Genomic DNA, 24,341 nt, shown 5'->3' with positions numbered 1-24,341 from the left:
AGGGCTAGCCCTACGACGAGCGCCAGACGCCTGAGGGAAGGGTGCCGGGGTGCTCTGCCGCGCGGCGCCCTCCGCCTACTCATGGCGCGTGCCCGACCTCGGCTTGGCAAGGCCCTGCACTATCAAGAGCGCGACCCCGATTGCGATGGCCACGGCGGCAAGCGACATGACGCCGGTCTGGGGCATGGCCGCCCCCTTCCTCTTTTCGACTCGAACGGTCTGCTCCTTGTCCTCGATGTCCTTGTGAGACGCGATCTCTACGTCGCCTTTTGTCAGGCTCTCGAAAAATACCAGCTCATGCCCATCAAGTGTGGCCAAATCAGCCTTGCAGGTTACTTCCGCCGTTCCGCTTGCCTCATGTGGGGTGAACGTCGCCTCTCCACGGATCTCGCTTCCCTCGGCGTCCCGTGCCGGCTGTCCGGTTTCCTTGTCCATCAGCGTCCCCGAAAGCTTGTACTCCTGGCCCGCGACGAGGTTCTCGTATGAGACCTCGTCTGCCAGCTCGGCCCTTCCGGCATCGACGGCCGAGTCACCGTCCGCCTTGTCGAACGCTCTTGTCGCCATGCGCGCGAAGTGGACCGACTGTGCTTTGTCGTTCGCGTCGGCGTGCTCGGCGACCTTCCTGTCGCCTGCCCAGAGCTCCTCAAACGCGACGACCGCCTTTCCCTTGAGCTTGCTCCCGTCGACGTCGAAGGCAACCTCGACCGACCCGCTTGGCGTCTCAGGCACGAATTCCGCTTGAGACTCGACGGCCTGGCCGCTGCCCTCCGGAAGCGCTTCCCCGGTTCCGCCCTGTCTGAGCGAGCCCCTGACGACGTAGGTGGCACCGGGCGTGAGTCCGCTGTACGTGACTACGTCCCGTATCTGGCACGGCGCCTCGCTTCCCGCGAAGTGCGAGTCGTCCTCGGTCTCGCAGGCCTCGGTTTGGAGCTCCGGGAAGCTCACGCTCTGCTCCTCGCTGTCGAGATCCTCGTGGGAGGCGAGCACGACTCCGTCTCGTTCGAGCTTCTCGAACGCCACGGCCCTCCTTCCCGCGAGCGTCTCTCTGGGCGCCGAGAAGGACAGGCTCACCGTCCCCGAGGCCTCCTCGGGGGTGAACTCGAGCTCTGCCTCGAGCGTCCTTCCGTTCGGATCCGTCAACTCCTGTCCGTTGTCCTTGTCAACCAGCCTGCCCGTCAGCACGTACGTGGCGTTCGGCTCGAGCCCGGTGTAGGTGACGCGGTCGGTCACCGTCGGATTGTCACCTGCCTGGTTTTGGCTGGTCCCGTCAGGCGCGTTTGACGCTGAGGTCTCGATGCGCGGCACCTTGATCGTCTGACTCTCGTCGGAGAGATCCTCGTGCGTGGCGACGACCTCGTCGCCTCGCGTCAGTCTCTCGAACACGACGATGGAGTCCGTCTGCCCCTGCTCTCCCTCAAGATGGAACGAGACGCGTGCCTTTCCTGTCGGCTCCACCGGAGCGAGCGACACCTCGCTCGTCAGGCGATTGCCGTCTGCGTCCAGTAGCGGCTGTCCGGTCCTTCCGTCCATCAGGCATCCGGAGATCACGTACTTCTCGCCCGGAATCAGGCCGCTGTAGGAGACCTCGTCGTCAATGGTCTGTGCTCCGGCGGAGGGTACCTCGTGGTTTCCGTCAGCCCCGTCGCTGGCCTTGGTCGAAATGGTCGGCTGGATGCTGATTGTCTGGTCGGCGTTGTCCGGGTCGTTGTGGATTGCCACGCGTCTGCCCCTGTTGTCCAGGAGCGTCTCGAAGATGACGAGGTCGCGCTCGCCCAGACCAGTCGCGTCAACCGGAATGTCGACCTCTGCGGTCCCGTAGGGGGCGTTCGTGCTGAAGGTGCACCTTCCCTCCACCGCGCTGCCGTCGTCGCACGTGACCATCTTTCCGGTGCGCTTGTCCATCAGCGTGGCCACGGCGGTGTAGCGGGAGTTGGGCTTCACGTTGTCGTAGTAGATGGTGTCCACCAGCTTTGCCTCGGCGGATGCAGCGCTGGTCTTCGGGCCCAGGTCTCCGCGGGCGACGGTCTCGAGCCTCGGCAGCGGCTCGTCGTCGATGGTTCCCAGGTCGACCTTCACGTCGTCTCGGGTGATGGTAACGGTGAAGCTCACCTGCGAGGTCCCCTCATTGGACGGGCCCGTGAGCTCGTCGACCTCGTAGCTGTCGAAGGGAAGGGCGCCAAGGGAGTCGTCCGGCCTAGCTTCGCCGTCCTTCGTGCCGCTGAACCAGACGCCCGCGTTGGGCGTGCCCTTGGACTCGTCCGCGGACCCATCCTGGTTGTCGGCGGCGTCGTTCTTGTTGGTGTCGCGCGTGTGCGGGACCCAGCCGGCCGAGGTGTCGACCATGCCGTTCTGGTCTGCGACGACAACGTGAGACTCCCCCGTGGTGAGCGAGGTGATCTTGAAGGCACACCCGGCCAGGGGCCGCATGCTTCCGGCCTCCTTCTTGGTGAAGGCGATGTCACCGCGGATCACCTGGTCTTTCGTGGGGCCCTCGGGCTGCGACACGATGGCCCCGTCTTCCCGCAGCATGACCGTCTGCCGGGTGGCCCGGCACTTCTCGTCTGACAGGAGGTAGCCTCGCGGGGCGGCGCTCTCCCACACCTCGTAGGTCCCGTAGGGCAGGAGGTCGCCCGCCGTCTGCGCGGCCCCCTTGTCGTCTGTCACCAGCTCTGCCTTGTCGATGGTCTCTCCGGGGGCGTAGGCCTTTCCTCCGACCACCACGGGGGCGTCAGACGCGTTCCTCACCGAGAAGTGCGCGCCATCCAGACTGGCGGCGCCCAGAGGCCTGTTCGCCTCCGTCTCGAGGTCGACCTTCCTGACGCTCATGCCGCCGCGCTTCACCTCGTCGGAAAAGGCCGAGTCCACTTCGACGAGCCGGCCGACGTCGCTGGGAGCTATGGTGACGGTCTTCCCCTCGCCACCGAGACGCATAGATTCGTTTGAGGCGGCCTCGACGACCTCGTAGGTTCCCACGGGCAGAAGATCGCACGCCGTGCTCGCCCGCCCGCTCTCGTCCGTCACGAGCCGGCCCTCGATGCGGTCCCCGGGCTGGTAGACGTTGCCGTCCACGACGACGGCGCCGCGGCTCTTGTTGACGATATCGAAGCTGATGCCCGCGAGAGAGGCGTCTCCCTGCGCTCGCCCGTGCTCGGTGTCCTCCTTCCGGACGCAGATGCCCGCTCTGAGGACCCTGTCCGATATCGCGCGTCCCTCTGCGCCCTTGGCTTGGGGAACGTTCCAGCTGTCGCTTTTCACCTTCGCGACCCCGTTCTCCTGCACGATGTCGAACGGGTGCGAATCGGCATCGCTCAGCTGGTATCCGGAAGGCGCCGCGACCTCCCTGACCGAATAGCTCCCAAGGGGGAGAACGATCTTCCCGGAGGCGTTCCTGTACAGCTCGTCTCCGGACGAGAAGTGCGCCTCATCGAAGGTCGCTACGCCCTTCTCGTCTGTTTGAAACGTCCAGACCCTCGTTGGCCTTCCCTCGCGCCTTCCGTCTGCACTCGCGTAGAAGGACAGCTCGAAGAGCGCCCCCTCCAGGCTCGCGTTGCCCTGTGCGCTCGCGACCACGGCGTCCGAGCCGAGGGCTACGCCGTCTTGGTCGAGCTTCTGCACTGTGGCCATCGCCGTCTCCGGGTTGTCCTCGACCTTGCCCTCGACGGTCGAGACGTCGTCCCTCGTGACGGTGACGCGGTGTATTTCGGGGCTGAGCGCGAATCCGCGCGGAGATCCGGCTTCCTTGACGTAGTATGTCCCCTCCTGCAGGTCGTCAGCCCTTCCGCGGCCGCTCTCGTCGGTCGTGATATCGACCTCGCGGCCGAAGATGTCCCGAGCGCGGTGCGTGCAGGACTCGTCCAGGTAGACAAGGTATGACGCCTGACCAAGGGAGTAGTTGGGATTGTCTCGCGTCACGCCGGGGGCGGCGCTTTGCTTGCGGAGCTCGATGGAGCCGGTGTTGGGCGCGAGCAGTATGCGCTGTCGGTCGCCTGCGCCCGTGGGCTGGTACACGATTGCATACTCGGACTCGCTTCCGTCCGAGCCCGCACGCTCCCAGGCCTCCGCCTCGTCCAAGAGCGCGAGAGCCGCGTCGCGCACCTCCTTGCGAGACTGGTGCCAGGGGAGCCATCGAGCCCCTGCAGGATAGCCCTCGGCCGCGTTGGCCTTTGCGGTGAGGCCGGAACGCGTGAGGAAGCCCCCATGGATCCAGAGGGCCCATTGGGTCGCCATGCGCGCCTCATTGGGCGTGAGGTCCCGTCCGCATATCGAGGTCGTGCGTGGGTATCCGTGGAAGGCTATGTAGCCGGCGGCCCCGGTTGCCTTTTCGCTGCAGGCCGCGTAGGTTGCTCCGTCCGGACCCGCCTTCTGGCCGTCGAGGCAGTACGCGACCTCGTCTGAGTTCGACTTGTATCCCCATTGCCCCGACTCTGTCTTGAATCCCGTGAAGGTCTTCTGTCCTGCGTCGAGCCCGTATCCGCTCGACGCGAGCACAGTGATCGCTATCAGGACGATGGCCATCACGAGCATGGGCATGACGCGCTTTCCTCGCGGCAGCGCCTTCGCTGCCGCGGCCTTGCTCTGCTGGAACCTTGGTGACGCTCTCATGGCTTCCTCCCGTCTTTTGGGCGCATGGGGTGCGCCTTGCCCTATGGCCGACTGGGCCGTCTGGCTGTCTGTGGTCAAAGTGGGGGAGGGATTGCCTTGCGCGCTCGTGTGTCGCCTCGATGCTTCATCTCGTCTCCATTTATGCTCGCCGGGTAATGGATGACGGATTATTGCATGCGAGAGACCCTCGAAAGAAGCCACTTTTTGATTTAAAACGCCATTTGTTGGTTGGTAATTAAAAAGGTGATGTGCAGTGAGCAAAGCTATCCCGAGGCTGCTTTTGCAGTGACACCTAACACGCAGACGTCAACAAAAATGGGAATGGAATGTGATGAATCGGGGGTTCGGAAAAGAATTTGAAAATCGCCCTTGCATCATCGCTCAGGTTTAGGCATGATAATCAAGCGCGTTATCGAGTGGACCAAATGGTGGGTGTAGCTCAGTTGGCAGAGCGACGGACCGTGGCTCCGTAGGTCGAGGGTTCGAGCCCCTCTACCCACCCCATTTTATAACCGTAGATGGGTCGTTAGCTCAGTTGGTAGAGCAGGGGACTCTTAATCCCAAGGTCGAGGGTTCGACCCCCTCACGACCCACCATCTTACATACCAGGGCCAGTCGCTTGCGACTGGTTTTTCTTTGGGTCGTTAGCTCAGTTGGTAGAGCAGGGGACTCTTAATCCCAAGGTCGAGGGTTCGACCCCCTCACGACCCACCATCTGGAACAGCAGGTCAGAGGTTTTGTCCTCTGACCTTTTTCTTTTAGAAGAATCGCCAATAATTGCAAAGCAATGTGACTCAGAAGCGCGGTCTGGTTTTTACGCGACTTCGGTTGAGCTTCGCGATCGGAAAGCTCTCTGTCCGTATAGCCCCTTGCGGTGCCGTCACGTTGCCAGTGCACTCAGCGGCGTTTGCGGGGCGTGCCCAGACACGTTCCGAGCATTGTTTTCCTGGCATGTTCATGTACTCCTCGCGTGTCCCCTACCATTGCTCGGAGTCGTAGAACGACACTGCGAATTCCCTTGCCATAGCGCAATGCCACACAAAACCGTAGATTCTTAGAGTGCTTTCGCATGATATTGCCCTCGCGCTCTAAACGCGACTTCACCACACTACGGCCATAGGGAGTAATCGCCCTGTCTACATGATCATATAGGGCATGGGGCTCTCGCCGCCGTGCGGCGCGCAAGCCGCGTGCAGGGTGGACGGGGATGACGGAAATGCAATGGATCTCATCCTCTGCACCGTGCGGTACGTCCTCGCCGACGCGCGCCATTGGGGGCGAGAACGCGTTGGAGCGCTACCAGCGTTCGGGGGCGTGTGGGAACGACGCCGAACTATTGGCGGCCCGTCGCGAGAGGCTTCAGAACGAGTGGGCGATGTACCCCCTAACGCTTGCCAACTACGGCCTGTACCCGACGGTCGTTGAGTAGGGGGGCGGAAGAGGTAATTCCGCTCATGTTACTCTGGGGCGTTCCTCCAGTGGTGAATAGGCAAACAGGCCCTGGGTGTTCGAAAGGGACGGTTGATTTCTACGTGTGGGCCTCGTGCTCGAGATGCAGGGGGCACCCTCTCGGATGCCCCCTGACGCTTGCCATGTCTGGCTTATGCCGGTGTTACCGTCTTCCGCCGCGGTCGCCGGGATGACGCTTCAGGCGCTTCGGCTTTGCCGTCGGCTTGCCAGCGGGACCGAACTTCTGCACCGCGCGGCCAGAAGGCTCGTTCGCCCGCGAAGGCCCTCTCTTTTCGCCGCCTGACTTGCGCCTGGGCTTCTGTGTTCTGTCGGCCAGGCGCTTTCCACCGCGCTCGCGCTTCCTATTGCCGCGCTCGGAGCTCCTCTTCTGGGTACCGCTCTGGGACTTGGCGTTGCCTTGGGACTTGGCGTCGTCCTGGAGTGCGACTTTGCCTTCCTGGGACTTGCGCCTGGCCTCGCGGGCCTCGGCCATCTTCTTTCGGGCCTTCTTCCCGGGAAGCTTCTCCAGGGGGTCACGGTGTGGGTCGATCTTGGGAAGGTCTGCTCCCTGGTCGAGACCGTCCGTCTTCTGGTACAGGGGGACGATGGACTTCATCAGCTGCTCGGCATCGCGAAGGTCGAGGTAGTCGTCCTCGGTGACGAAGGTTAGCGCCCAGCCGGACTCTCCCGCGCGGCCGGTGCGGCCGATGCGATGGATGTAGTCCTCGGCCTCGCCGGGGACGTCAAAGTTGACCACGTAGGACACCTCGGGGATGTCGATGCCGCGCGCCAGCACGTCGGTCGCCACCAGCACGTCGACGTCGCCGGACCTGAAGTTGCGTAGCGCGTTCTCGCGTTGCTTCTGCGACCTGTTGCCGTGAATGGGCGCGCAGGTGATGCCTGCCTTGCGAAGACGGCGGCAAATGCCGTCGGCACGGTGCTTGCCGCGGCAGAAGACGATCACCCTTTGCGAGCCCTCGCGCTTGAGGAGCTGGATCAGGAGGTTGTTCTTGGCCTTCGCCGAAACGGGCAGGATGAACTGGTCGATGGTGTCGGCAATGCTGCCCCTGCGGGCAATCTCCACGCAGGCGGGGTTCTTCACGAGGCCAGCCGTGCACTCCTGGGCGTCCTCGTCGAGGGTGGCCGAGAAGAGCAACGTCTGCCTTGACTGGGGGGTCTTTGCCGCAATGCGCTTGACTGCCGGCAGGAAGCCCATGTCGAGCATGCGGTCGGCCTCGTCCAGAACGAGCACCTCAACGTGCGAGAGGTTGGCCGCGCCCTGGGCGATGAGGTCCTCCAGACGGCCTGGCGTGGCGACGAGCACGTCGCAGCCGTGCCTGAGCGCGGACTTCTGCGGCTCGTAGCTTACGCCGCCTACGACGGTCGTCACTTTGTGGTGCGTGTGCTTGCAGATGACCTGCGCGACGCCGTCGATCTGCTGGGCGAGCTCCCTTGTGGGGGTGACCACCAGCATGAGCGGGCCCTCTCCGCGTCCGGCGTGCGAGAGGCGGTCGAGTGTGGGCAGCAGGAAGGCGGCCGTCTTGCCTGTGCCGGTCTGCGCGGCTGCGAGGACGTCCCTGCCTGCGAGGGTGAGGGGGATGGACTGTGCCTGGACGGGGGTGGGCACAGTGTGCCCCATGTCCTTGACGGCAGCGAGCGTCTGGTCGCTCAGGCCAAGCGCGGCGAACCCCTCGGCGCCGCTCGTGGAGGCCTCGCGATCTGCGCGACCGTCATTCGCATGATGGTGCCTTGGAACCCTTCGGCTCCCTTGTGTTTCTGACATATTTGTTGTTCCAATCGTTCGGATTGCTTCAAGCGTGCTCTGGACGTGGGGTGGCCTCGGGAGTGTTTTCGCCGTCCCCTTCGGGCGAGATGTGCCCTGCGCGCCTTGCCCATGGTATGCGAGCGCGGGTCGCGCAATACAGGCGTGGCGCATCTTCCGAAATAAACGCGCATACTCGGCACAGCACGACCACGTTTGCGCGTCCGCCGAGACGTATGCTTGATATATGCGAATTGATATATACGTATTGCGCGCAATCGCGCTGCCGCGATCATTCGGAGGTGCCAACGTTGAGGCAAGATGCGGAATCGGCCGATGGGCTCTCGACCATCGAGGGGCTCCTAGGGCCTGACGCCCGGCTGGAGGAGCGGGTCTTGTCGGACCGTGCAGTCTGGAGGGGCGCGATCTTCTCGGCGCACCTTCTTGAGGTGGCCCCGCCTGGTGGTCGCCGTGCCGCGCGCGAGATCGTCCGTCACCATGGGGGAGCGGGCGTATGCGTGGTGCGCGATGGCCGTATGTGCCTGGTCAGGCAGTACCGAGTCGCACTGGGCCGAGCCACGCTCGAGATTCCCGCCGGGAAGGTCGATGGGCAAGAAGATCCTGCCGTCTGCGCCGCGCGCGAGCTGCGGGAAGAGACGGGGCTGGTGGCGGACAACCTGGAGTTCCTGGCGAGGAGCGTCGGATCTCCCGGCTTTTGCGACGAGGCAACATCTATATATATTGCCCACGGCCTGAGGGAGGGCGAGCGCTGTCTGGACGAGGGCGAGTTCGCCGACGTCGTCTGGGTTCCGCTCGACGACGTGGTCGACGCCGTGGCGGCGGGGCTCATACAGGACTCCAAGACCATCGTTGCCGCGCTTGCCGCCAAAACACGCAACTTGGGCTGATTGGTCCTTGCACGTTCTTGGTTTGGGCCGAAAGTAGGCGTATTGTATGAATATGGAATCGTTCTCATATAGAATGTGCTGCAACGATGCAGTATTAGCTTAGCTTGTTTCGGCGCGTAGCGCCCCGTTGATGGGAGAGAGCATGTCCAAGCGTATTGGTGCCCTTGAGGCCGGCGGAACGAAGATGGTTCTTGCCGTTGGCGACGCAGACGGCAACATCGAAGAGCAGGTTTCCATGCCCACGGTGGCTCCCGACGAGGTGGTTCCCCAAATGGCCGCGTGGTTTGCCGAGAGGAACGTGGACGCCATCGGCATCGGCGCCTTCGGGCCCACTGCCGTCAATCCCAAGAGCCCCGACTTCGGCCGCATCCTCTTCACGCCCAAGCTGGCGTGGCAGGGCTATGACTTCCTGGGGAACGTGCGCAAGGGCTGCGACGTCCCCATGGGCTACGACACCGACGTCAACGTCGCGTGCCTCGGCGAGGCAACCTTCGGCTGCGCCCGTGGCCTCGACAGCGTAGTCTACATCACCATCGGTACGGGCATCGGCGCGGGCGTCATGATCGGCGGCGAGCTCGTTCACGGCATGCTTCACCCCGAGGCCGGGCACATCCTCCTTACCGTGTCTCCCGGCGACCCCGGCTCCTGCATCTGTCCATCTCACGACCGCTGCTTCGAGGGCCTGGCGAGCGGCCCGTCAATCGAGGCGCGCTGGGGTGCCCCCGCAAAGAAGCTCGTCGACCGACCCGAGGTCTGGGAGCTCGAGAGCGACTACATCGCGCAGGCGCTCGAGACCTATGTGGTCTGCTATTCTCCCCAGAAGATCATCCTCGGCGGCGGCGTGATGCACCAGGAGCAGCTGCTTCCGCTGGTTCGCGAGAAGTTTGCGGCATATCTGAACAAGTACCTCAGGACCCCTGAGCTTGAGGACCTTGACAGCTACATCGTCCCGAACAGCCTCAACGAGAAGCAGGGCATCCTTGGCTGCCTCGAGCTTGGTAGGAGGGCGCTCGAGGCCCAGGCCGATCGCTGATCGCGAGCCGTGCGCTGACGGCTCGACGCGGCTTGTCTTTCGACCGTAGTTTCGTGCTACTATGTAGCGGCGCGCGCCCTTAGCTCAGCTGGATAGAGCATCGGTCTTCTAAACCGCAGGTCAGGCGTTCGAATCGCCTAGGGCGCACCATAGACTAGTCGGCCACGGCCGCCTTCGGGCGCCGTGGCCTCTTCTTAACGCTTTCGTCATGTTGTCACAAGAAGTTGACCACTATTTGATGACAAGCGTTCAAATGTTGAGAAATAATTCTAATTTGCGTGTCCGGTGTGTTGTTTCTCGCAGCAGGCTGCATGACTCTTGCGGCATAATGGAGTCTACATTGTGTGCTGGAAGGAGCTTCCGTTGATCTACACCGTCACGTTGAACCCGGCTATTGACTACGTCATGCATCCGCTCACTTTGGACATGGGCTTCACCAATCGCTCATCGAGCGAGGAGCTCTACTGCGGTGGCAATGGCATCAACATTTCAACGTTGCTCAATGAGCTCAAGGTCGTCAACGTTGCCTACGGCATTGCCGCAGGTTTCACGGGTGACTACCTTATCGAGACCCTTCAGAAGAATGGCATCTCGTCTAACTTCGTCCGCCTCGACCACGGCTTTACGCGCATCAACGTCAAGCTGAACGGCATCGTCATGACCATGGTCAACGGCATGGGCCCCAAGATCTCCGAGAAGAAGGTTGACGAGCTTCTCGAGAGGATCGACTACGTGGGCGAGGGCGACACGCTCATCCTCACTGGCTCCATCCCCAAGTCGCTCCCCGAGGATATGTACGACACCATCATGAAGCGTCTCGCGGGCCGCGGCATCAGGTTCGTCGTCGATGCGCCTGGTTCCCTTCTGCTTGAGGCGCTGCCTGCACGTCCGTTCCTCATCAAGCCCAACAACCACGAGGTTGGCCGCATCTTTGACGCCCGTCCCGAGACGCCCGAGGAGTGCATCCCCTTTGCCAAGGAGCTCCACGAGCGCGGCGCGCAGAACGTCATCGTTTCCTGCGGTGGCCACGGTGCGCTCCTCTACGACGAGAACGGCGAGGTACACACCGTTCCTACGGCAAAGATTCGCCTCGTCAACGCCACCGGCGCCGGCGACTCCATGGTCGCTGGCTTTGTCGCCAAGTGTCAGGAGGGCGCTGACTACGAGACGGCCCTCCGCTTCGCCTCTGCTTGCGGCACCGCAACTGCTGCGAGCAAGGGCATCGCAAAGCGCGCTACTATTGACCGCGTGTACGAGAACCTCAACAAGCTCATTGCCGAGCAGAAGTAGGCTCTTCTCCACCAGGCTCTTACCATGTGATCGAAACCGGACTTCGGTTCGGCTCAATAGTTCGGAAAGCACTATGCCGTTTCTGCAAATCGACAGGAGGATTCAATGTACGAAGGCGTAAACGCTTCTGACGGCTATGGCATTGGCGTTGCACAGGTCGCGGTCGCTCCCGATCTGTCCTTCACCCCCACGGCCCCGGATGATCCCGAGGCCGAGAAGGCGCGCTACAACGCGGCACTCGAGAAGTTCGTGGCCCAGACCAACGCTCAGATCGATCGCATGAAGGAGTCCGTCGGCGAGGAGGCTGCCCTCATCATGGGCGCCCACATCGAGTTTGCCGAGGACGACGGCATCAAGGACATGGTCAACGGCTCCATCGACTCCGGCATGTGCGCCGAGCAGGCCGTGAGCGAGGCCTACGACATGTACTTCAACATGTTCTCCAACATGGAGGACGAGCTCTTCCGTGAGCGTGCCGCCGACGTCGCCGACGTCAAGACTGGCCTTCTTGCCGACCTCCTGGGCAAAGAGGTCGTCGACCTCTCCACGCTCCCCGAGAACTCGATTGTCGTCGTGGAGGAGCTCACGCCCTCGATGACCGCCGACATCGACAAGAAGAACGTCGCGGGCATCATTACCGAGACCGGTGGCCGCACCTCTCACTCCGCGATCATCGCCCGCGCCCTCGAGATCCCCGCCGTCCTCTCCGTCGCCGACGCGACCAAGAACATCAAGACCGGCGACATGGTCATCATCGACGGCGGCGCTGGCAAGGTCCTCGTCTCTCCCTCCGACCATGACCTCGAGCACTATCGCGCCAAGGCGAAGAACTTCGCCGACGAGAAGGCTGCCCTCGAGACCTACCGCGGCAAGGAGACCGTGACGGGCGACGGCGACAAGGTCCTTCTCGTCGCCAACATCGGCAACCCTGAGGACGCCAACGTTGCGGCAGAGCACGATGCCGAGGGCGTCGGCCTGTTCCGCTCCGAGTTCCTCTTCATGGATGCCTCCGAGCTTCCCAGCGAGGACGAGCAGTTCGCGGCCTACCAGAAGGTCGCCCTTCGCCTGAAGGACCAACCTGTCATCATCCGCACGCTCGATGTGGGTGGCGACAAGGAGATTCCGTACCTCAACCTGCAGAAGGAAGAGAACCCGTTCATGGGCTTCCGCGCAGTTCGCTACTGCCTCAACAACCCCGAGCAGTACAAGGTCCAGCTGACCGCGCTCCTGCGCGCTTCCGCCTTCGGCGACATCAAGATCATGCTGCCGCTCGTGACTTCTCTTGACGAGGTCCGCCAGGCCAAGGCCCTCATCGAGGAGTGCAAGGCCGAGCTCGACGCCCGTGGCGTTGCGTACAACAAGAACATAGAGGTCGGCACTATGATCGAGACCCCTGCGGCCTCCCTGATCGCTGACGACCTTGCCGCCGAGTGCGACTTCTTCTCGATTGGCACCAACGACCTCATCGGCTACACCATGTGCGCCGACCGCGGCAACGATCGCGTGTCCTACCTCTACGAGGTGTACCAGCCTGCGGTCCTTCGCTCCCTCAAGCGCGTCATCTCCGAGGGCAACAAGGCTGGCATCATGGTCGGCATGTGCGGCGAGGCTGCGGCAGATCCCCTGCTCATCCCCGTGCTGCTCTCCTTCGGCCTGAGCGAGTTCTCCGTTTCCGCCCCCTCGATCCTGCGCACCCGTCGCATCATCTCCGAGTGGACCAAGGCGGAGGCAGACGCCCTCACCGAGAAGATCCTCAAGCTCAAGACAGCCTCTGAGGTCAAGGCTGCGCTCCAGGCTGCCGCAAAGTAGTCGCATCAGGAAACACGCTGACTACATAGCTAAAACGAAGCGGCCTCCGCAAGGGGGCCGCCTTTTTGTCTCTGCTGGTTGTGTGACGCGGCGGCTGCTGGGCGCGCCCGTGGAGAAGTGCTAGAGGCGGCCGGGCCAGATCAGCCTGAGTTCGGCGGGCATCACATCAATCGCAAAGTGGCTGCCCGTGAGTCCCTCGCCGTCGACCTGGCAGGGAGGAACTTCTCCCTCGAAGCGAACGTCGATGCTCCTGGCCTTGAGCGTGCGAACGACCCTCGATTCGACGTGTCGGCCGCTGCGTGCCTTTGCGAACAGCGCCAGCGCGTGCGTCACGTGGGGGACGCGCGTGTTGAGGCATACGTCCAGAAGGCCGTCGTTTACGATGGCGTCAGGGGCGATTTTGAAGCCGCCGCCGTAGGTGGGGCCGTTCTGCACCGCAAAGATGATCTCCCGGCCCGATATCGGCTCGCCGCCGTCGAAGGATGCGGCGTAGGGCCAACCTTTTTGCGCATGTGAGAAGAGCTTGACCCCCGAGGTTGCAAAGAGGCTCGCGCCCTCCTGGTGGGAGCCGCCCGCGCGCCTGGCGGTGGTGTCGAGCGCGATTGCGGCATCGACTCCAAACGAGAGGGTCTCGACGAAGTAGGTCAGCTCTCCGGTGTCCCTGACGTTCACGCGCCCGATGTCACACGGACGTGCCTCTCCTGACATGATCTGGGAGAGTGCCGTCTGTGGCTCGTTGAGGACCATGCCAAGCGAGCGGGCGAAGTCGTTGCCGGACCCCATGGGGATGATGCCCAGGGCGGGGCGCAGTTCCCTGTCAAGCCGCATGAGGCCGCAGACCGTCTCGTGGATTATCCCGTCCCCGCCCAGTACGATGAGCGAGTCGTAGCCCCTGGCCTGCGTCGCCCTGATGGTGGCGTCTCCCGAGCTTCTGGTTCTGCACACCTCGAAGCTGTCGGTCGCGGAGTCATATGCCGAAAGGAAGCGCTCCACAAAGCGTGTCGCGTCCGCCCCACGCCCGCTGCGCGAGGCCGGGTTGGCGATAATGAGGGTCTTTCCCAGGGTGGGGGAGGTCATTGGTTCTCCTGTCGTCTGTTGCGTGCGTTCATTTTACGGCTGCCGCGCCGGAGCGCACGCAACGCGCCGCGCTTGATGAATAAAGCGCACGGGACGTCCCTATCGACGCCCTCGGCTGGCGAGTCGTTTGACGCGCGACGAAATTCGGTAAGAAAAAAGGCCAGGTCACTGGGACCTGGCCTCGAGGATCCATGGAGCGGCGGACGGGACTCGAACCCGCAACAGGCAGCTTGGAAGGCTGCTGCTCTACCAATTGAACTACCGCCGCATTATGGTCGGGGTGACTGGATTCGAACCAGCGACCCTCTGCTCCCAAAGCAGATGCGCTACCAAGCTGCGCCACACCCCGGAGCCGCTCTAGAAGTATAGGCGAGTGCATCGCTTTGGGCAACGTTGCTTTCAACTTTTCTTTCCACGTCGGGGCGAACGGCAGCTCGCGTTTACTCTTTGTTACGGTGAGCTGGGACGATATGCCTCTGAAATCCTTCGAACGTATTCTTTATACGAATTCGTAATCGAGTTCGAGTTGTGTTCTGGTAATGCATTGCGAGAGGAGATTGCGTATGAACTATTCCGAAAGGGTCATCGCTGACCTGAAGGAGCGCTATTCCAGCGAGCCTGAGTTCATCCAGGCCGCGGAAGAGGTTCTCAGCACGCTTCAGCCCGCGCTCGACGCGCACCCCGAGTTCGAGGAGAACGGCCTTCTCGAGCGCCTCGTCGAACCTGAGCGCGTCATCATGTTCCGCGTCCCCTGGGTTGATGACAGCGGCAAGGTACAGGTCAACCGTGCCTTCCGCGTCGAGTACAACTCCGCAATCGGCCCCTACAAGGGCGGCCTCCGCTTCAATCCCACCGTTAACCTGGGCATGCTGAAGTTCCTGGGCTTTGAGCAGATCTTTAAGAACTCCCTCACCACGCTCCCGATGGGTGGCGGCAAGGGTGGCTCCGACTTCGACCCCAAGGGCAAGTCGAACATGGAGGTCATGCGCTTCTGCCAGTCCTTCATGACCGAGCTCCAGCGCCACATCGGACCTGACACCGACGTCCCCGCAGGTGACCTTGGTGTCGGCGGCCGTGAGATCGGCTACATGTTCGGCCAGTACAAGCGTCTGCGCAACGAGTGGTCTGGCGTCCTGACCGGCAAGGGCCTCACCTATGGCGGTTCGCTCGCCCGCACCGAGGCGACCGGCTATGGCCTGGTCTACTTCGTCCAGAACCTGCTTGAGGACCACGGTGACTCCTTCGAGGGCAAGACCGTCGTCGTCCACGGATCCGGCAACGTCGCAATCTACGCCGTTCAGAAGGCCGAGCAGCTCGGCGCGAAGGTTGTGGCCTGCTCCGACACCAAGGGTTGGGTCTACGATTCCGAGGGCCTCTCCGTCGAGGCGCTTGAGGCCATCTACGCCGAAAAGCGCTCTGGTCACGACAAGGGCGTCAGCCTTGCCAAGTACGTCGATTACCGTCCCGATGCCGAGTATCACGCCGAGGATGGCCGTGGCGTCTGGCAGATCCCCTGCGACATTGCCCTGCCCTGCGCCCGCGAGAACACGCTGCTGCTCGAGGACGCGAAGGCGCTTGTCGCCAACGGCTGCAAGGTCGTCGGCGAGGGCGCGAACATGCCCACGACGACCGAGGCGACCGAGTACCTTATCGACAATGGCGTGGCATTCTGCCCCGGAAAGGCCGCCAATGCGGGCGGCGTCGCGGTGTCCGGTCTCGAGATGAGCCAGAACGCAGGCCACATCTCTTGGACCTTCGAGGAGGTCGACGACCGTCTGAAGGGCATCATGGCATCCATCTACAACGCGGCCGCGAGCGCCGCGAAGGAGTACGGCCACGAGGGCAACCTCGTCTTCGGTGCGAACATCGCGGGCTTCCTCAAGGTTGCCGACGCGATGATGGCCCAGGGCGTCTGCTAGCCTCAGCTCTCCAGTTCATCTCCACTTGCCGGATGCCCCTCTCGGACATCCGGTTTTTTCTTTTGCGTCCCTGCCTGGGGTGGGAGGTCTTGCCCGGTCCGTCCTCGACGACCTCTGTTTCATATATGCGCTCTGAGCTTGCTTTCATACGACCAGTGGCCTATTTTCTGGATATTCGCAGCTAGACCTTGTATATATGTCAATCTTATAACGACTGTGTTGATTTGCGTAGAAATGAATTCGATTCATTCTAGAATTCATTTCAACCTTTAAGGACGGTACAGAGATACCGATAAGGCGCCCAAAATGAAGTGCTGAGTTTCTCGAGAGCCCCCTTATGGGGACTCTCTTTTTTTAGCACGGGCAGAAGGAGGAATGAATGAATCTACTCGCACAACGCCACAGGCACGCGCGCGCGCTTCTGGCCCTTGAGGACGGGTCGACGTTCTCGGGCTGGTGCGCCGGCGCGGAGGGCGAGACCTTCGGAGAGATCGTCTTCAACACGTCCATGGCAGGCTATCAGGAGATCGTCTCCGACCCCAGCTACGCCGGGCAGATCGTTACGCTCACCTATCCCCAGGTGGGAAACTACGGCGTCTGCAGGGAGGTCATGCAGTCCGGCGGCCTCTTCCTGCGCGGTCTCGTCGTCCATGACATGTGCCATGAGCCCAGCAACTGGACGAGCGAGGGCAGCCTGCCCGAGCTCCTGAAGCAGAATGGCGTCGTGGCCATCGAGGGCATCGACACCCGCGCCCTCACGCTCAAGATTCGCTCCGCCGGCGCGATGCGCGCCGCCATCTCGACGGTCGACCTCGACCCCGAGAGCCTGGTGTCCCGCGTAGCCACGTCGCTGCCCATCTCGGCCCACAACTTCGTCCCCGACGTATCGACCAAGCAGAGCTACACGGTTCCCGCAAAGGGCGAGAAGCGCTTCCACATCGTGGCGCTCGACTGCGGCGAGAAGCGCGGCATCGAGCAGGGCCTCGCGTCTGTCGGCTGCGAGGTTACGGTCATGCCTTGGGACACGCCTGCCGCCCGCGTTCTTTCCGAGAGCCCGGATGGCGTGTTCTTCTCCAACGGCCCCGGCGACCCCGAGCAGGTGACCCAGACCGCCGCCTGCGCGCGCGAGGTGCTCGGCAAGGTTCCGGTCTTCGGCATCTGCCTGGGCAACCAGCTCATGTCCATCGCCGCAGGCGCCCAGATCCAGAAGCTTCCGTTCGGCCACCACGGCGGCAACGAGCCCGTCATGAACCTTCTGACCGGCAAGGTGGAGATCACGGCCCAGAACCACAACTACGGCCTCGTGTTCGAGAGCCTCGGCAGGCTCGTTCCCGAGCTCTCTGGTGGCGAGACGGAGCACCACGCCGATCTTCGCTTCTGGAGCGAGAAGCGCATTGCCCCCGTGGTCGAGTCCGAGCGCTTCGGTCGCGTACGTCTCACGCACGTCAACCTCAACGACGGCACCCCCGAGGGCATCCAGTTCCTCGATATCCCCGCGTTCTCGGTCCAGTACCATCCCGAGGCGAACCCCGGGCCGCATGACTCGGCCTACCTCTTCGAGGCGTTCGCGCGCCTCATGAAGGGCCGCGAGGACTATCTTGCAATCGACGTTCGCGAGGGGAGGCGCTTCTAATGCCGAAGCGTGAGGACATCAAGAAAATCCTGGTCATCGGCTCTGGTCCCATCGTCATCGGCCAGGCCTGCGAGTTCGACTACTCCGGCACGCAGGCGTGCCGCGCGCTCAGGGGGGAGGGCTTCGAGGTCGTCCTCGTCAACTCCAACCCCGCGACCATCATGACGGACCCCGAGACCGCGGACCGCACGTACGTCGAGCCCATCACCGTCGACTCCGTCACGCGCGTCATCGAGCGCGAGCGCCCCGACGCGCTGCTCCCGAATATGGGAGGCCAGACGGCCCTCAACTGCGCCATCGCCTTGGGCGAGGCGGGCGTCCTCGACAAGTATGGCGTCGAGGTCATCGGCTGCGACCTCGACTCGATCAAGGTGGGGGAGGACCGCGAGCTGTTCGCCGCCGCCATGAAGGACATCAACCTCGACGTGGCTCGCGCCGACATCGCCCACACGCTCGACGACGCCAAACGCATCGTCGGCGAGCTTGGCTATCCCGTCGTCATCAGGCCGAGCTTCACGCTGGGAGGCGCCGGCGGCGGCATCGCCCACGATGAGCAGGAGCTCTTCCACATCGTCTCGCAGGGCCTTCAGCTCTCTCCCGAGCACGAGGTGCTGGTGGAGGAGTCCATCGAGGGCTGGAAGGAAATCGAGATGGAGGTCATGCGCGACTCTGCCGGCAACGGCATCGTTATCTGCTCCATCGAGAACCTCGACCCCATGGGCGTCCACACGGGCGACTCGATCACCGTTGCTCCCGCGCAGACCCTGACCGACGTCGAGCTCCAGAGGCTGCGCGACTACTCCATCGCCTGCCTCGAGCGCGTCGGCGTTGCGACCGGCGGCTCCAACGTCCAGTTCGCGGTCAACCCCAACAACGGCCGCATCATCGTCATCGAGATGAACCCGCGCGTGAGCCGCTCCTCCGCCCTAGCCTCCAAGGCCACGGGATTCCCCATCGCCAAGGCGGCGGCGCTTCTCGCCGTCGGCTACACGCTCGACGAGATCACCAACGACATCACGCGCGTGACGCCCGCCTGCTTCGAGCCCTCGATTGACTACTGCGTCGTCAAGATCCCTCGCTTCGCCTTCGAGAAGTTCAAGGGTTCCGAGGACACGCTCACCACGCGCATGAAGGCCGTCGGTGAGGTCATGGCCATCGGCCACTGCTTCGAGGAGTCCCTCCAGAAGGCGATGCGCTCCCTCGAGCAGGGGCATGCCGGCCTTGGCTCCGACGGCAACGACGAGTACGACGAAGAGAACTTCGACGACCTCGTCAGCAGGCCCACCCCCAAGCGCATCCTATACGTCGCCGAGGCGCTGCGCCGCGGCTGGGGCGTCGAGCGCGTCCACGAGGCAACTCGCATCGACCGCTGGTTCCTCGAGCGCATCGCCGACATCGTCTACGCCGAGAACAACCTGCGCGAGGGCGGCGTGAGCGGCCTGAGCGCCGAGCGCCTGCTCGCCGCCAAGCAGATGGGCTTCTCGGACGTCCAGATCGCCCACCTCACCGGCTCCAGCGAGGAGGTCATCCGAGCGCTGAGGGGCGTCCTCGGGGTCATGCCGGTCGTGAAGACGGTCGACACCTGCGCCGGCGAGTTCGCCGCGGAGACCGACTACCACTATCTGACCTACGAGAAGGGCGGCGCCACGGAGCACCGCGAGGCCTCCAAGCCGCGTGCCATGATCCTCTCGGCCGGCCCCAACCGCATCGGCCAGGGCATCGAGTTCGACTACTGCTGCGTCCACGCTGCCTACGCCCTCGAGGCCAAGGGCTACGAGACCGTCATGGTCAACTGCAACCCCGAGACGGTCTCCACTGACTACGACACCTCGGACCGACTCTACTTCGAGCCGCTCACCTTCGAGGATGTCATGAACATCGTCGAGATCGAGAAGCCCGCCGGCGTCATCGTCACGCTGGGCGGTCAGACGCCCATCAACCTCGCGAAGAGGCTCAAGGCCGCCGGCGTGCCTATCATGGGCACCCAGCCCGAGGCCATCGACCTCGCCGAGGACCGCGAGCGCTTCTCGAGCCTGCTCGACCGCCTCGAGATTGGCTATCCGCCCAGCTCGACTGCCGAGACCATCGAGGACGCACGCAAGGTCGCCCGCGTCATCGGCTACCCGCTGCTCGTCCGCCCCAGCTACGTTCTGGGCGGCCGCGGAATGGCCATCGTCTACAACGACGCCGACCTCAAGACCTACATGGCCGAGGCAACCCAGGTCTCGCCTGACCACCCCGTCTACCTCGACGCCTTCCTGGAGGACGCCATCGAGCTCGACGTCGACGCGCTCTGCGACAACGATGACGTCTACGTGGGCTCGGTGCTCGAGCACATCGAGGAGTGCGGCATCCATTCGGGCGACTCCGCCTGCTGCTTCCCACCCTTCTCGCTCTCGGACTCCATCGTCGCCAACATCCGCGACATCACGCGCAGGCTGGCGCTCGCGGTCGGCATCAAGGGCCTTCTCAACGTCCAGTACGCGGTGAAGGACGAGCAGGTGTACGTCATCGAGCTCAACCCGCGTGCCAGCCGAACCGTGCCCTTCTCGTCCAAGGCCACTGGCGTTCCCCTGGCGCGCATGGCCGTGCGCATCATGGAGGGCGAGAAGATCTGCGACCTCCGCGCTTCGGGCGAGCTTCCCGACGAGACGCGCGAGATTGGCTACTACGCGGTCAAAGAGGCCGTCATGCCCTGGTCTCGCTTCCCGGGCGCCGACTCGGTCCTCGGACCCGAGATGAAGTCGACCGGCGAGGTCATGGGAATCGCGAAAACCTTCCCCGAGGCCTACGCCAAGACCCGCGAGGCAATCGACTACGAGATGCCGGGGGAGGGCGCCGTCTTCGTCTCCGTCTGTGACCGCGACAAGCGCGCCATTGCGCCCGTCGCCCTGGCCATCAGTGGCATGGGCTATGACATCGTCGCGACCGCAGGCACGGCCAAGACGCTCGCCGCCGCGGGCATCCCCGCGCGCGTCGTCAAGCGCGTGAGCGAGGGACACCCCAACGTCGTTGATCTCATGGCCTCCGGAGACGTGTCCTTCGTCATCAATACGCCCCACGGCCACGAGTCGCGCGGCGACGGCGCCAAGGTGAGGAGCGAGGCGGTCAACCGCGGTATCTGCTGCGTGACGGCCCTCTCGGCGACCACCGCCCTCGTGCAGGCGCTCGCCGCCTCCAGGGATGCCCGAATCAGCGCCTATGCGCTGCAGGACCTCGGCTAGAGGAGGTGGCTACCGTTTGCGCATAGCACGTGGAAAGATTTGCGTGATGAGGACCATTAACGCGAACCTTTGCTATCATCCATAGGCTGTGTGTGAACTGCGGGCGTGGCGGAATTGGTAGACGCGCTGGATTTAGGTTCCAGTGGGAGAAATCCCGTGAAGGTTCAAATCCTTTCGCCCGCACCACTGACACCCGCTTAGGTACTGGCCAGGGGCGCCTTTGTCGCTGGCATGAGAACACTGGAGGAACGTTGAACATCACCGTCACCGCCGAGAGGCCCGAGAGCGACAAGGTCGTCGCCACTATCACCGTCCCCGCTGCCGAGGTCGACAAGGCCATCGCCAACACCTACAAGGAGGTTGCCGCCAAGTACAACTTCCAGGGCTTCCGCAAGGGCCACGCACCCCGTCCCGTCATCGACGGCATCGTCGGTCGTGACGCGATCCTGGCCCAGGCAACAGAGGACATCGTGAACGACGCCCAGCCGGCCGCCTTCGAGCAGCTCGACATCGTTCCCGTCGACCGCCCCAGCTACGGCGAGGATGCCGTCGTCGCGGTCGAGCACGAGGACCTCGTCCTGGTTGCCACCATCAACGTTCCGCCTACCTGCGAGCTTGACTCCTACGACGCTCCCGCGATCAACATGCCTCCCCAGAACGCCACCGAGGCAGAGATCGACCAGCAGATCGAGCAGCTCCTGAGCTACCACGTCAGCTTCGAGGACGAGACCGAGGAGCGCGCCGTCGTCGAGGGCGACGTCGTCGTCCTCGACGTCGAGAACAAGGAGGGCGCCCCGGAGCTCGCCGGCACCGACCGCCAGTTCGGCCTCGGCAACGCCTACCTGCCCTCCGAGTTCGTCGCCGGCGTCGTCGGCATGAACAAGGGCGAGCAGAAGGACATCAGCTGGACCCAGACCCATGGCGACCACGAGCACAACTTCGCCGTCTCCGTCACCCTCAAGGGCCTCAAGAAGACCGTCACCCCCGAGCTCGACGACGAGTTCGCCAAGAAGTCCTTCGGCTTCGACACCGTCGCCGAGCTTCGTGACGCCGTCAAGGAGGAGATCGAGAACGACAAGAAGACGAGCCTGCCTGCCCTCAAGGAGGATCGCGTCGTCGAGGAGATTGGCAAGCACCTCACCCTTGATGAGGTTCCCGAGGCCTACCAGAACCAGGTCTTCTCTGAGCTCGCCAACGAGTTCCTTGGCTCCCTCGGCCGTCAGGGCATGAACCTCGACATGTACCTCGCTGCCCGCCAGATCAAGAGCGAGGACTTCCTGAACGACCTCCACGAGCAGGCTGCCGAGCGTGCCCGCCAGTCCCTTGCCCTCGACGCGCTTGCCGCCAAGCTTGGCTTTGAGGCGACCGAGGACGACGTCAAGGCCGAGTTCGAGCGCGCCAACGTCGAGGATGTCGAGAAGAGCATGAAGGAGTTCACCGAGAGCGGCCAGATGCCCGCCATCCGTGAGTCCATCCGCCGCACCAAGGCCGTGAACTGGCTCGTCGAGAACGCCTCCGTCACCGAAGTCGACGAGATCGCAGAGGCTCGTGCGAAGAAGGATTCTGAGTAACCCGTTTAGTCTCAGGACTAGCACGTGCGCTCCGGGGGTACCTTCAACCTCGGAGCGCATTTTTATCGTAAGGAGACTCGTATGCACAATCCCATCAACACTCCGCTTATTCCGTATGTCGTCGAGCAAACGCCCCGTGGCGAGCGCAGCTACGACATCTACTCCCGCCTTCTGAACGACCGCATCGTCTTCCTCGGCGAGGAGATTACGCGCGACTCCGCCAACCTTGTGATCGCGCAGCTCCTGCACCTCGAGAGCCAGGACCCCGACAAGGACATCTCTCTCTACATCGACTCTCCTGGCGGAGAGGTCTACGCCGGTCTCGGCATCCTTGACACGATGAACTTCATCAAGCCGGACGTCTCCACCATTTGCGTGGGCATGGCTGCCTCGATGGCCTCCGTCCTTCTCGCCGCAGGCACCCCCGGCAAGCGCCTTGCGCTGCCCAACTCCATGGTCCTCATTCACCAGCCGCTCTCCGGCGCGCAGGGCCAGCAGACCGACATCCAGATTGTGGCGGACGAGACGAAGTACATTCGCCAGCATCTCAATGGCCTTCTCGCGCAGTATACTGGTCAGTCCGTGGAGAAGATCAACGCCGACACCGAGCGTGACAACTACATGCGCGCACAGGAGGCTATGGAGTACGGCCTGGTCGACAAGGTGATTGCTTCTCGCACGGAGCAGGTCGACTAGTTTTTTCTGAGCTTTATCTCTATAGGAGAAGGTACATGCCGACAAACGACAACAATACGCCCGAGATGCGCTGCTCCTTCTGCGGCAAGACCCGCAGCCAGGTGCGCAAGCTCATCCAGGGGCCCAACGGCGTCTTCATCTGCGACGAGTGCGTTGGCGAGTGCGCGGACATCATTTCTGACGATGACGCGAGCATCGCCGGCATACAGGAGGAAACCTCCCAGCAGCCCCTCCAGAACCTTCCGACGCCGCATGAGATCTACGACGAGCTGTCGCAGTACGTCATGGGCCAGGAGGCGGCCAAGCGCGCGATGAGCGTCGCCGTCTACAACCACTATCGACGCATTATGCAGGGCGACTCCGGCGTGAATGCCGACGGCGAGGAGGTTGAGCTCGCGAAGAGCAACATTCTCCTGCTTGGACCGACCGGCACGGGCAAGACGCTGCTCGCGCAGACGCTTGCCCGATTCCTGGAGGTTCCCTTCGCCATCGCCGACGCCACCACCCTCACCGAGGCTGGCTATGTGGGCGAGGACGTCGAGAACATCCTGCTCAAGCTCATTACGGCAGCCGACGGTGACGTCTCGCGTGCCGAGGTCGGCATCGTCTACATCGACGAGATCGACAAGATTGCCCGCAAGGCCGAGAACCTCTCGATCACGCGTGACGTGTCGGGCGAGGGCGTCCAGCAGTCGCTCCTCAAGATTCTCGAGGGCACCGAGGCAAGCGTTCCGCCTCAGGGCGGTCGAAAGCACCCGCAGCAGGAGCTCATCCGCATCAACACGGACAACATCCTGTTCATCTGCGGCGGCGCCTTCGTCGGCCTCGACAAGATCGTCGCCGATCGCATCGGCAAGAAGGGCATCGGCTTCAATGCCGAGCTCAACAAGAAGGTCGAGGAGAACCAGGACGAGCTCATCTCGAAGGTCATGCCCCAGGACCTGCACAAGTTCGGCATGATCCCCGAGTTCATCGGCCGCATCCCCGTCATCACCTCTACCAAGGAGCTGACCGAGGACGACCTGGTCGAGATTCTGACCAAGCCTAAGAATGCGATTGTCAAGCAGTACAAGCGCATGTTCGAGATCGAGGGCGTCGACCTGGAGTTTCAGGAGGAGTCGCTGCGCGAGATGGCCAGGCAGGCAATCAGTCGCAACACCGGCGCCCGCGGCCTGCGTGCAATCTGCGAGTCCACGCTCGAGGCCACGATGTTCGATTTGCCCAGCGACCTTGAGATCACGAAGGTCATCGTCACGCCCGAGTCCGTCGGCGGAAACGAGTCGCCGCAGATCGTGCGTCACACGGAAAGCGAGAAGCGCGCCTAGTCGTCGCCGAATGCGCAACGAACGAGGGGGTCGGACTGAGTCC

General features: G+C 63.1%; 13 protein-coding genes and 7 tRNA genes. 15 read left to right on the top strand and 5 right to left on the bottom strand.

What is annotated here, in order from left to right; all coding sequences use genetic code 11:
* Nucleotides 1-75: 75 nt before the first annotated feature.
* Nucleotides 76-4,602: a VaFE repeat-containing surface-anchored protein gene (locus BMY31_RS03410; RefSeq protein WP_143802925.1), complete on the bottom strand. Its 4,527-nt coding sequence runs from the start codon at nt 4,600-4,602 to the stop codon at nt 76-78.
* Between the two features lie 428 nt (nt 4,603-5,030).
* Between BMY31_RS03410 and BMY31_RS03405 the strand changes: the two genes are divergently transcribed.
* The 3 genes from BMY31_RS03405 to BMY31_RS03395 all read left to right on the top strand — a co-directional run bounded on the left by BMY31_RS03405 (nt 5,031) and on the right by BMY31_RS03395 (nt 5,316).
* Nucleotides 5,031-5,106, top strand: a tRNA-His gene (locus BMY31_RS03405).
* Between the two features lie 16 nt (nt 5,107-5,122).
* A tRNA-Lys gene (locus BMY31_RS03400) sits at nt 5,123-5,198 on the top strand.
* A gap of 42 nt (nt 5,199-5,240) precedes the next feature.
* Nucleotides 5,241-5,316, top strand: a tRNA-Lys gene (locus BMY31_RS03395).
* Between the two features lie 898 nt (nt 5,317-6,214).
* Here the strand turns inward: BMY31_RS03395 and BMY31_RS03385 are convergent.
* Nucleotides 6,215-7,834 (bottom strand): DEAD/DEAH box helicase, encoded by a 1,620-nt coding sequence (locus BMY31_RS03385; protein WP_091008304.1) that lies wholly within the window; start codon nt 7,832-7,834, stop codon nt 6,215-6,217.
* Between the two features lie 374 nt (nt 7,835-8,208).
* Between BMY31_RS03385 and BMY31_RS03380 the strand changes: the two genes are divergently transcribed.
* The 5 genes from BMY31_RS03380 (at nt 8,209) to ptsP (ending at nt 12,853) form a co-directional block, all read left to right on the top strand.
* The gene (locus BMY31_RS03380) at nt 8,209-8,721 is read left to right on the top strand and encodes an NUDIX hydrolase (protein WP_234970655.1); all 513 of its coding nucleotides are present in this window, start codon (nt 8,209-8,211) and stop codon (nt 8,719-8,721) included.
* 142 nt (nt 8,722-8,863) lie between these two features.
* A complete protein-coding gene (locus BMY31_RS03375; RefSeq protein WP_078686865.1) occupies nt 8,864-9,754 on the top strand; it encodes an ROK family protein in 891 nt (296 codons plus the stop codon).
* Between the two features lie 73 nt (nt 9,755-9,827).
* Nucleotides 9,828-9,904: transfer RNA gene (locus BMY31_RS03370), tRNA-Arg, on the top strand.
* 213 nt (nt 9,905-10,117) lie between these two features.
* Nucleotides 10,118-11,044, top strand: a complete 927-nt coding sequence (gene pfkB / locus BMY31_RS03365; RefSeq protein WP_078686864.1) for a 1-phosphofructokinase — start codon at nt 10,118-10,120, stop codon at nt 11,042-11,044.
* Nucleotides 11,045-11,149: 105 nt separating this feature from the next.
* Nucleotides 11,150-12,853 (top strand): phosphoenolpyruvate--protein phosphotransferase, encoded by a 1,704-nt coding sequence (gene ptsP / locus BMY31_RS03360; protein ID WP_078686863.1) that lies wholly within the window; start codon nt 11,150-11,152, stop codon nt 12,851-12,853.
* 120 nt (nt 12,854-12,973) lie between these two features.
* On the opposite strand, the gene BMY31_RS03355 is transcribed toward ptsP, so the two are convergent.
* The 3 genes from BMY31_RS03355 to BMY31_RS03345 all read right to left on the bottom strand — a co-directional run bounded on the left by BMY31_RS03355 (nt 12,974) and on the right by BMY31_RS03345 (nt 14,279).
* Complete coding sequence (locus BMY31_RS03355; protein ID WP_091008302.1) at nt 12,974-13,930, bottom strand: diacylglycerol/lipid kinase family protein; 957 nt, start codon at nt 13,928-13,930, stop codon at nt 12,974-12,976.
* A gap of 192 nt (nt 13,931-14,122) precedes the next feature.
* Nucleotides 14,123-14,198, bottom strand: a tRNA-Gly gene (locus tag BMY31_RS03350).
* 4 nt (nt 14,199-14,202) lie between these two features.
* A tRNA-Pro gene (locus BMY31_RS03345) sits at nt 14,203-14,279 on the bottom strand.
* 214 nt (nt 14,280-14,493) lie between these two features.
* Here BMY31_RS03345 and gdhA point away from each other — a divergent pair.
* The 7 genes from gdhA to clpX all read left to right on the top strand — a co-directional run bounded on the left by gdhA (nt 14,494) and on the right by clpX (nt 24,298).
* Nucleotides 14,494-15,849: an NADP-specific glutamate dehydrogenase gene (gene gdhA / locus BMY31_RS03340; RefSeq protein ID WP_078686861.1), complete on the top strand. Its 1,356-nt coding sequence runs from the start codon at nt 14,494-14,496 to the stop codon at nt 15,847-15,849.
* Nucleotides 15,850-16,228: 379 nt separating this feature from the next.
* Entirely contained in the window at nt 16,229-17,482 is a 1,254-nt protein-coding gene (gene carA, locus BMY31_RS03335) for a glutamine-hydrolyzing carbamoyl-phosphate synthase small subunit (protein ID WP_091008299.1), read from the top strand.
* A complete protein-coding gene (carB, locus tag BMY31_RS03330; RefSeq protein ID WP_078686859.1) occupies nt 17,482-20,706 on the top strand; it encodes a carbamoyl-phosphate synthase large subunit in 3,225 nt (1,074 codons plus the stop codon). Before carA ends, carB begins: the two co-directional genes overlap by 1 nt.
* Before the next feature lie 99 nt (nt 20,707-20,805).
* Nucleotides 20,806-20,892: transfer RNA gene (locus tag BMY31_RS03325), tRNA-Leu, on the top strand.
* A 65-nt stretch (nt 20,893-20,957) separates the two neighbouring features.
* Complete coding sequence (gene tig, locus BMY31_RS03320; RefSeq protein ID WP_091008296.1) at nt 20,958-22,277, top strand: trigger factor; 1,320 nt, start codon at nt 20,958-20,960, stop codon at nt 22,275-22,277.
* An 81-nt stretch (nt 22,278-22,358) separates the two neighbouring features.
* On the top strand, nt 22,359-22,973 hold the full coding sequence (locus BMY31_RS03315; protein WP_078686857.1) for an ATP-dependent Clp protease proteolytic subunit: 615 nt from the start codon (nt 22,359-22,361) through the stop codon (nt 22,971-22,973).
* Nucleotides 22,974-23,008: 35 nt separating this feature from the next.
* Nucleotides 23,009-24,298: an ATP-dependent Clp protease ATP-binding subunit ClpX gene (gene clpX / locus BMY31_RS03310; RefSeq protein ID WP_078686856.1), complete on the top strand. Its 1,290-nt coding sequence runs from the start codon at nt 23,009-23,011 to the stop codon at nt 24,296-24,298.
* Nucleotides 24,299-24,341 lie beyond the last annotated feature (43 nt).

The sequence above is a fragment of the Parafannyhessea umbonata genome (assembly GCF_900111255.1).
GTDB lineage: Bacteria > Actinomycetota > Coriobacteriia > Coriobacteriales > Atopobiaceae > Olsenella_J > Olsenella_J umbonata_A.
The sequence above is the reverse complement of the archived record's forward strand: the minus strand, read 5'-3'. Positions and strand labels throughout refer to the sequence as shown.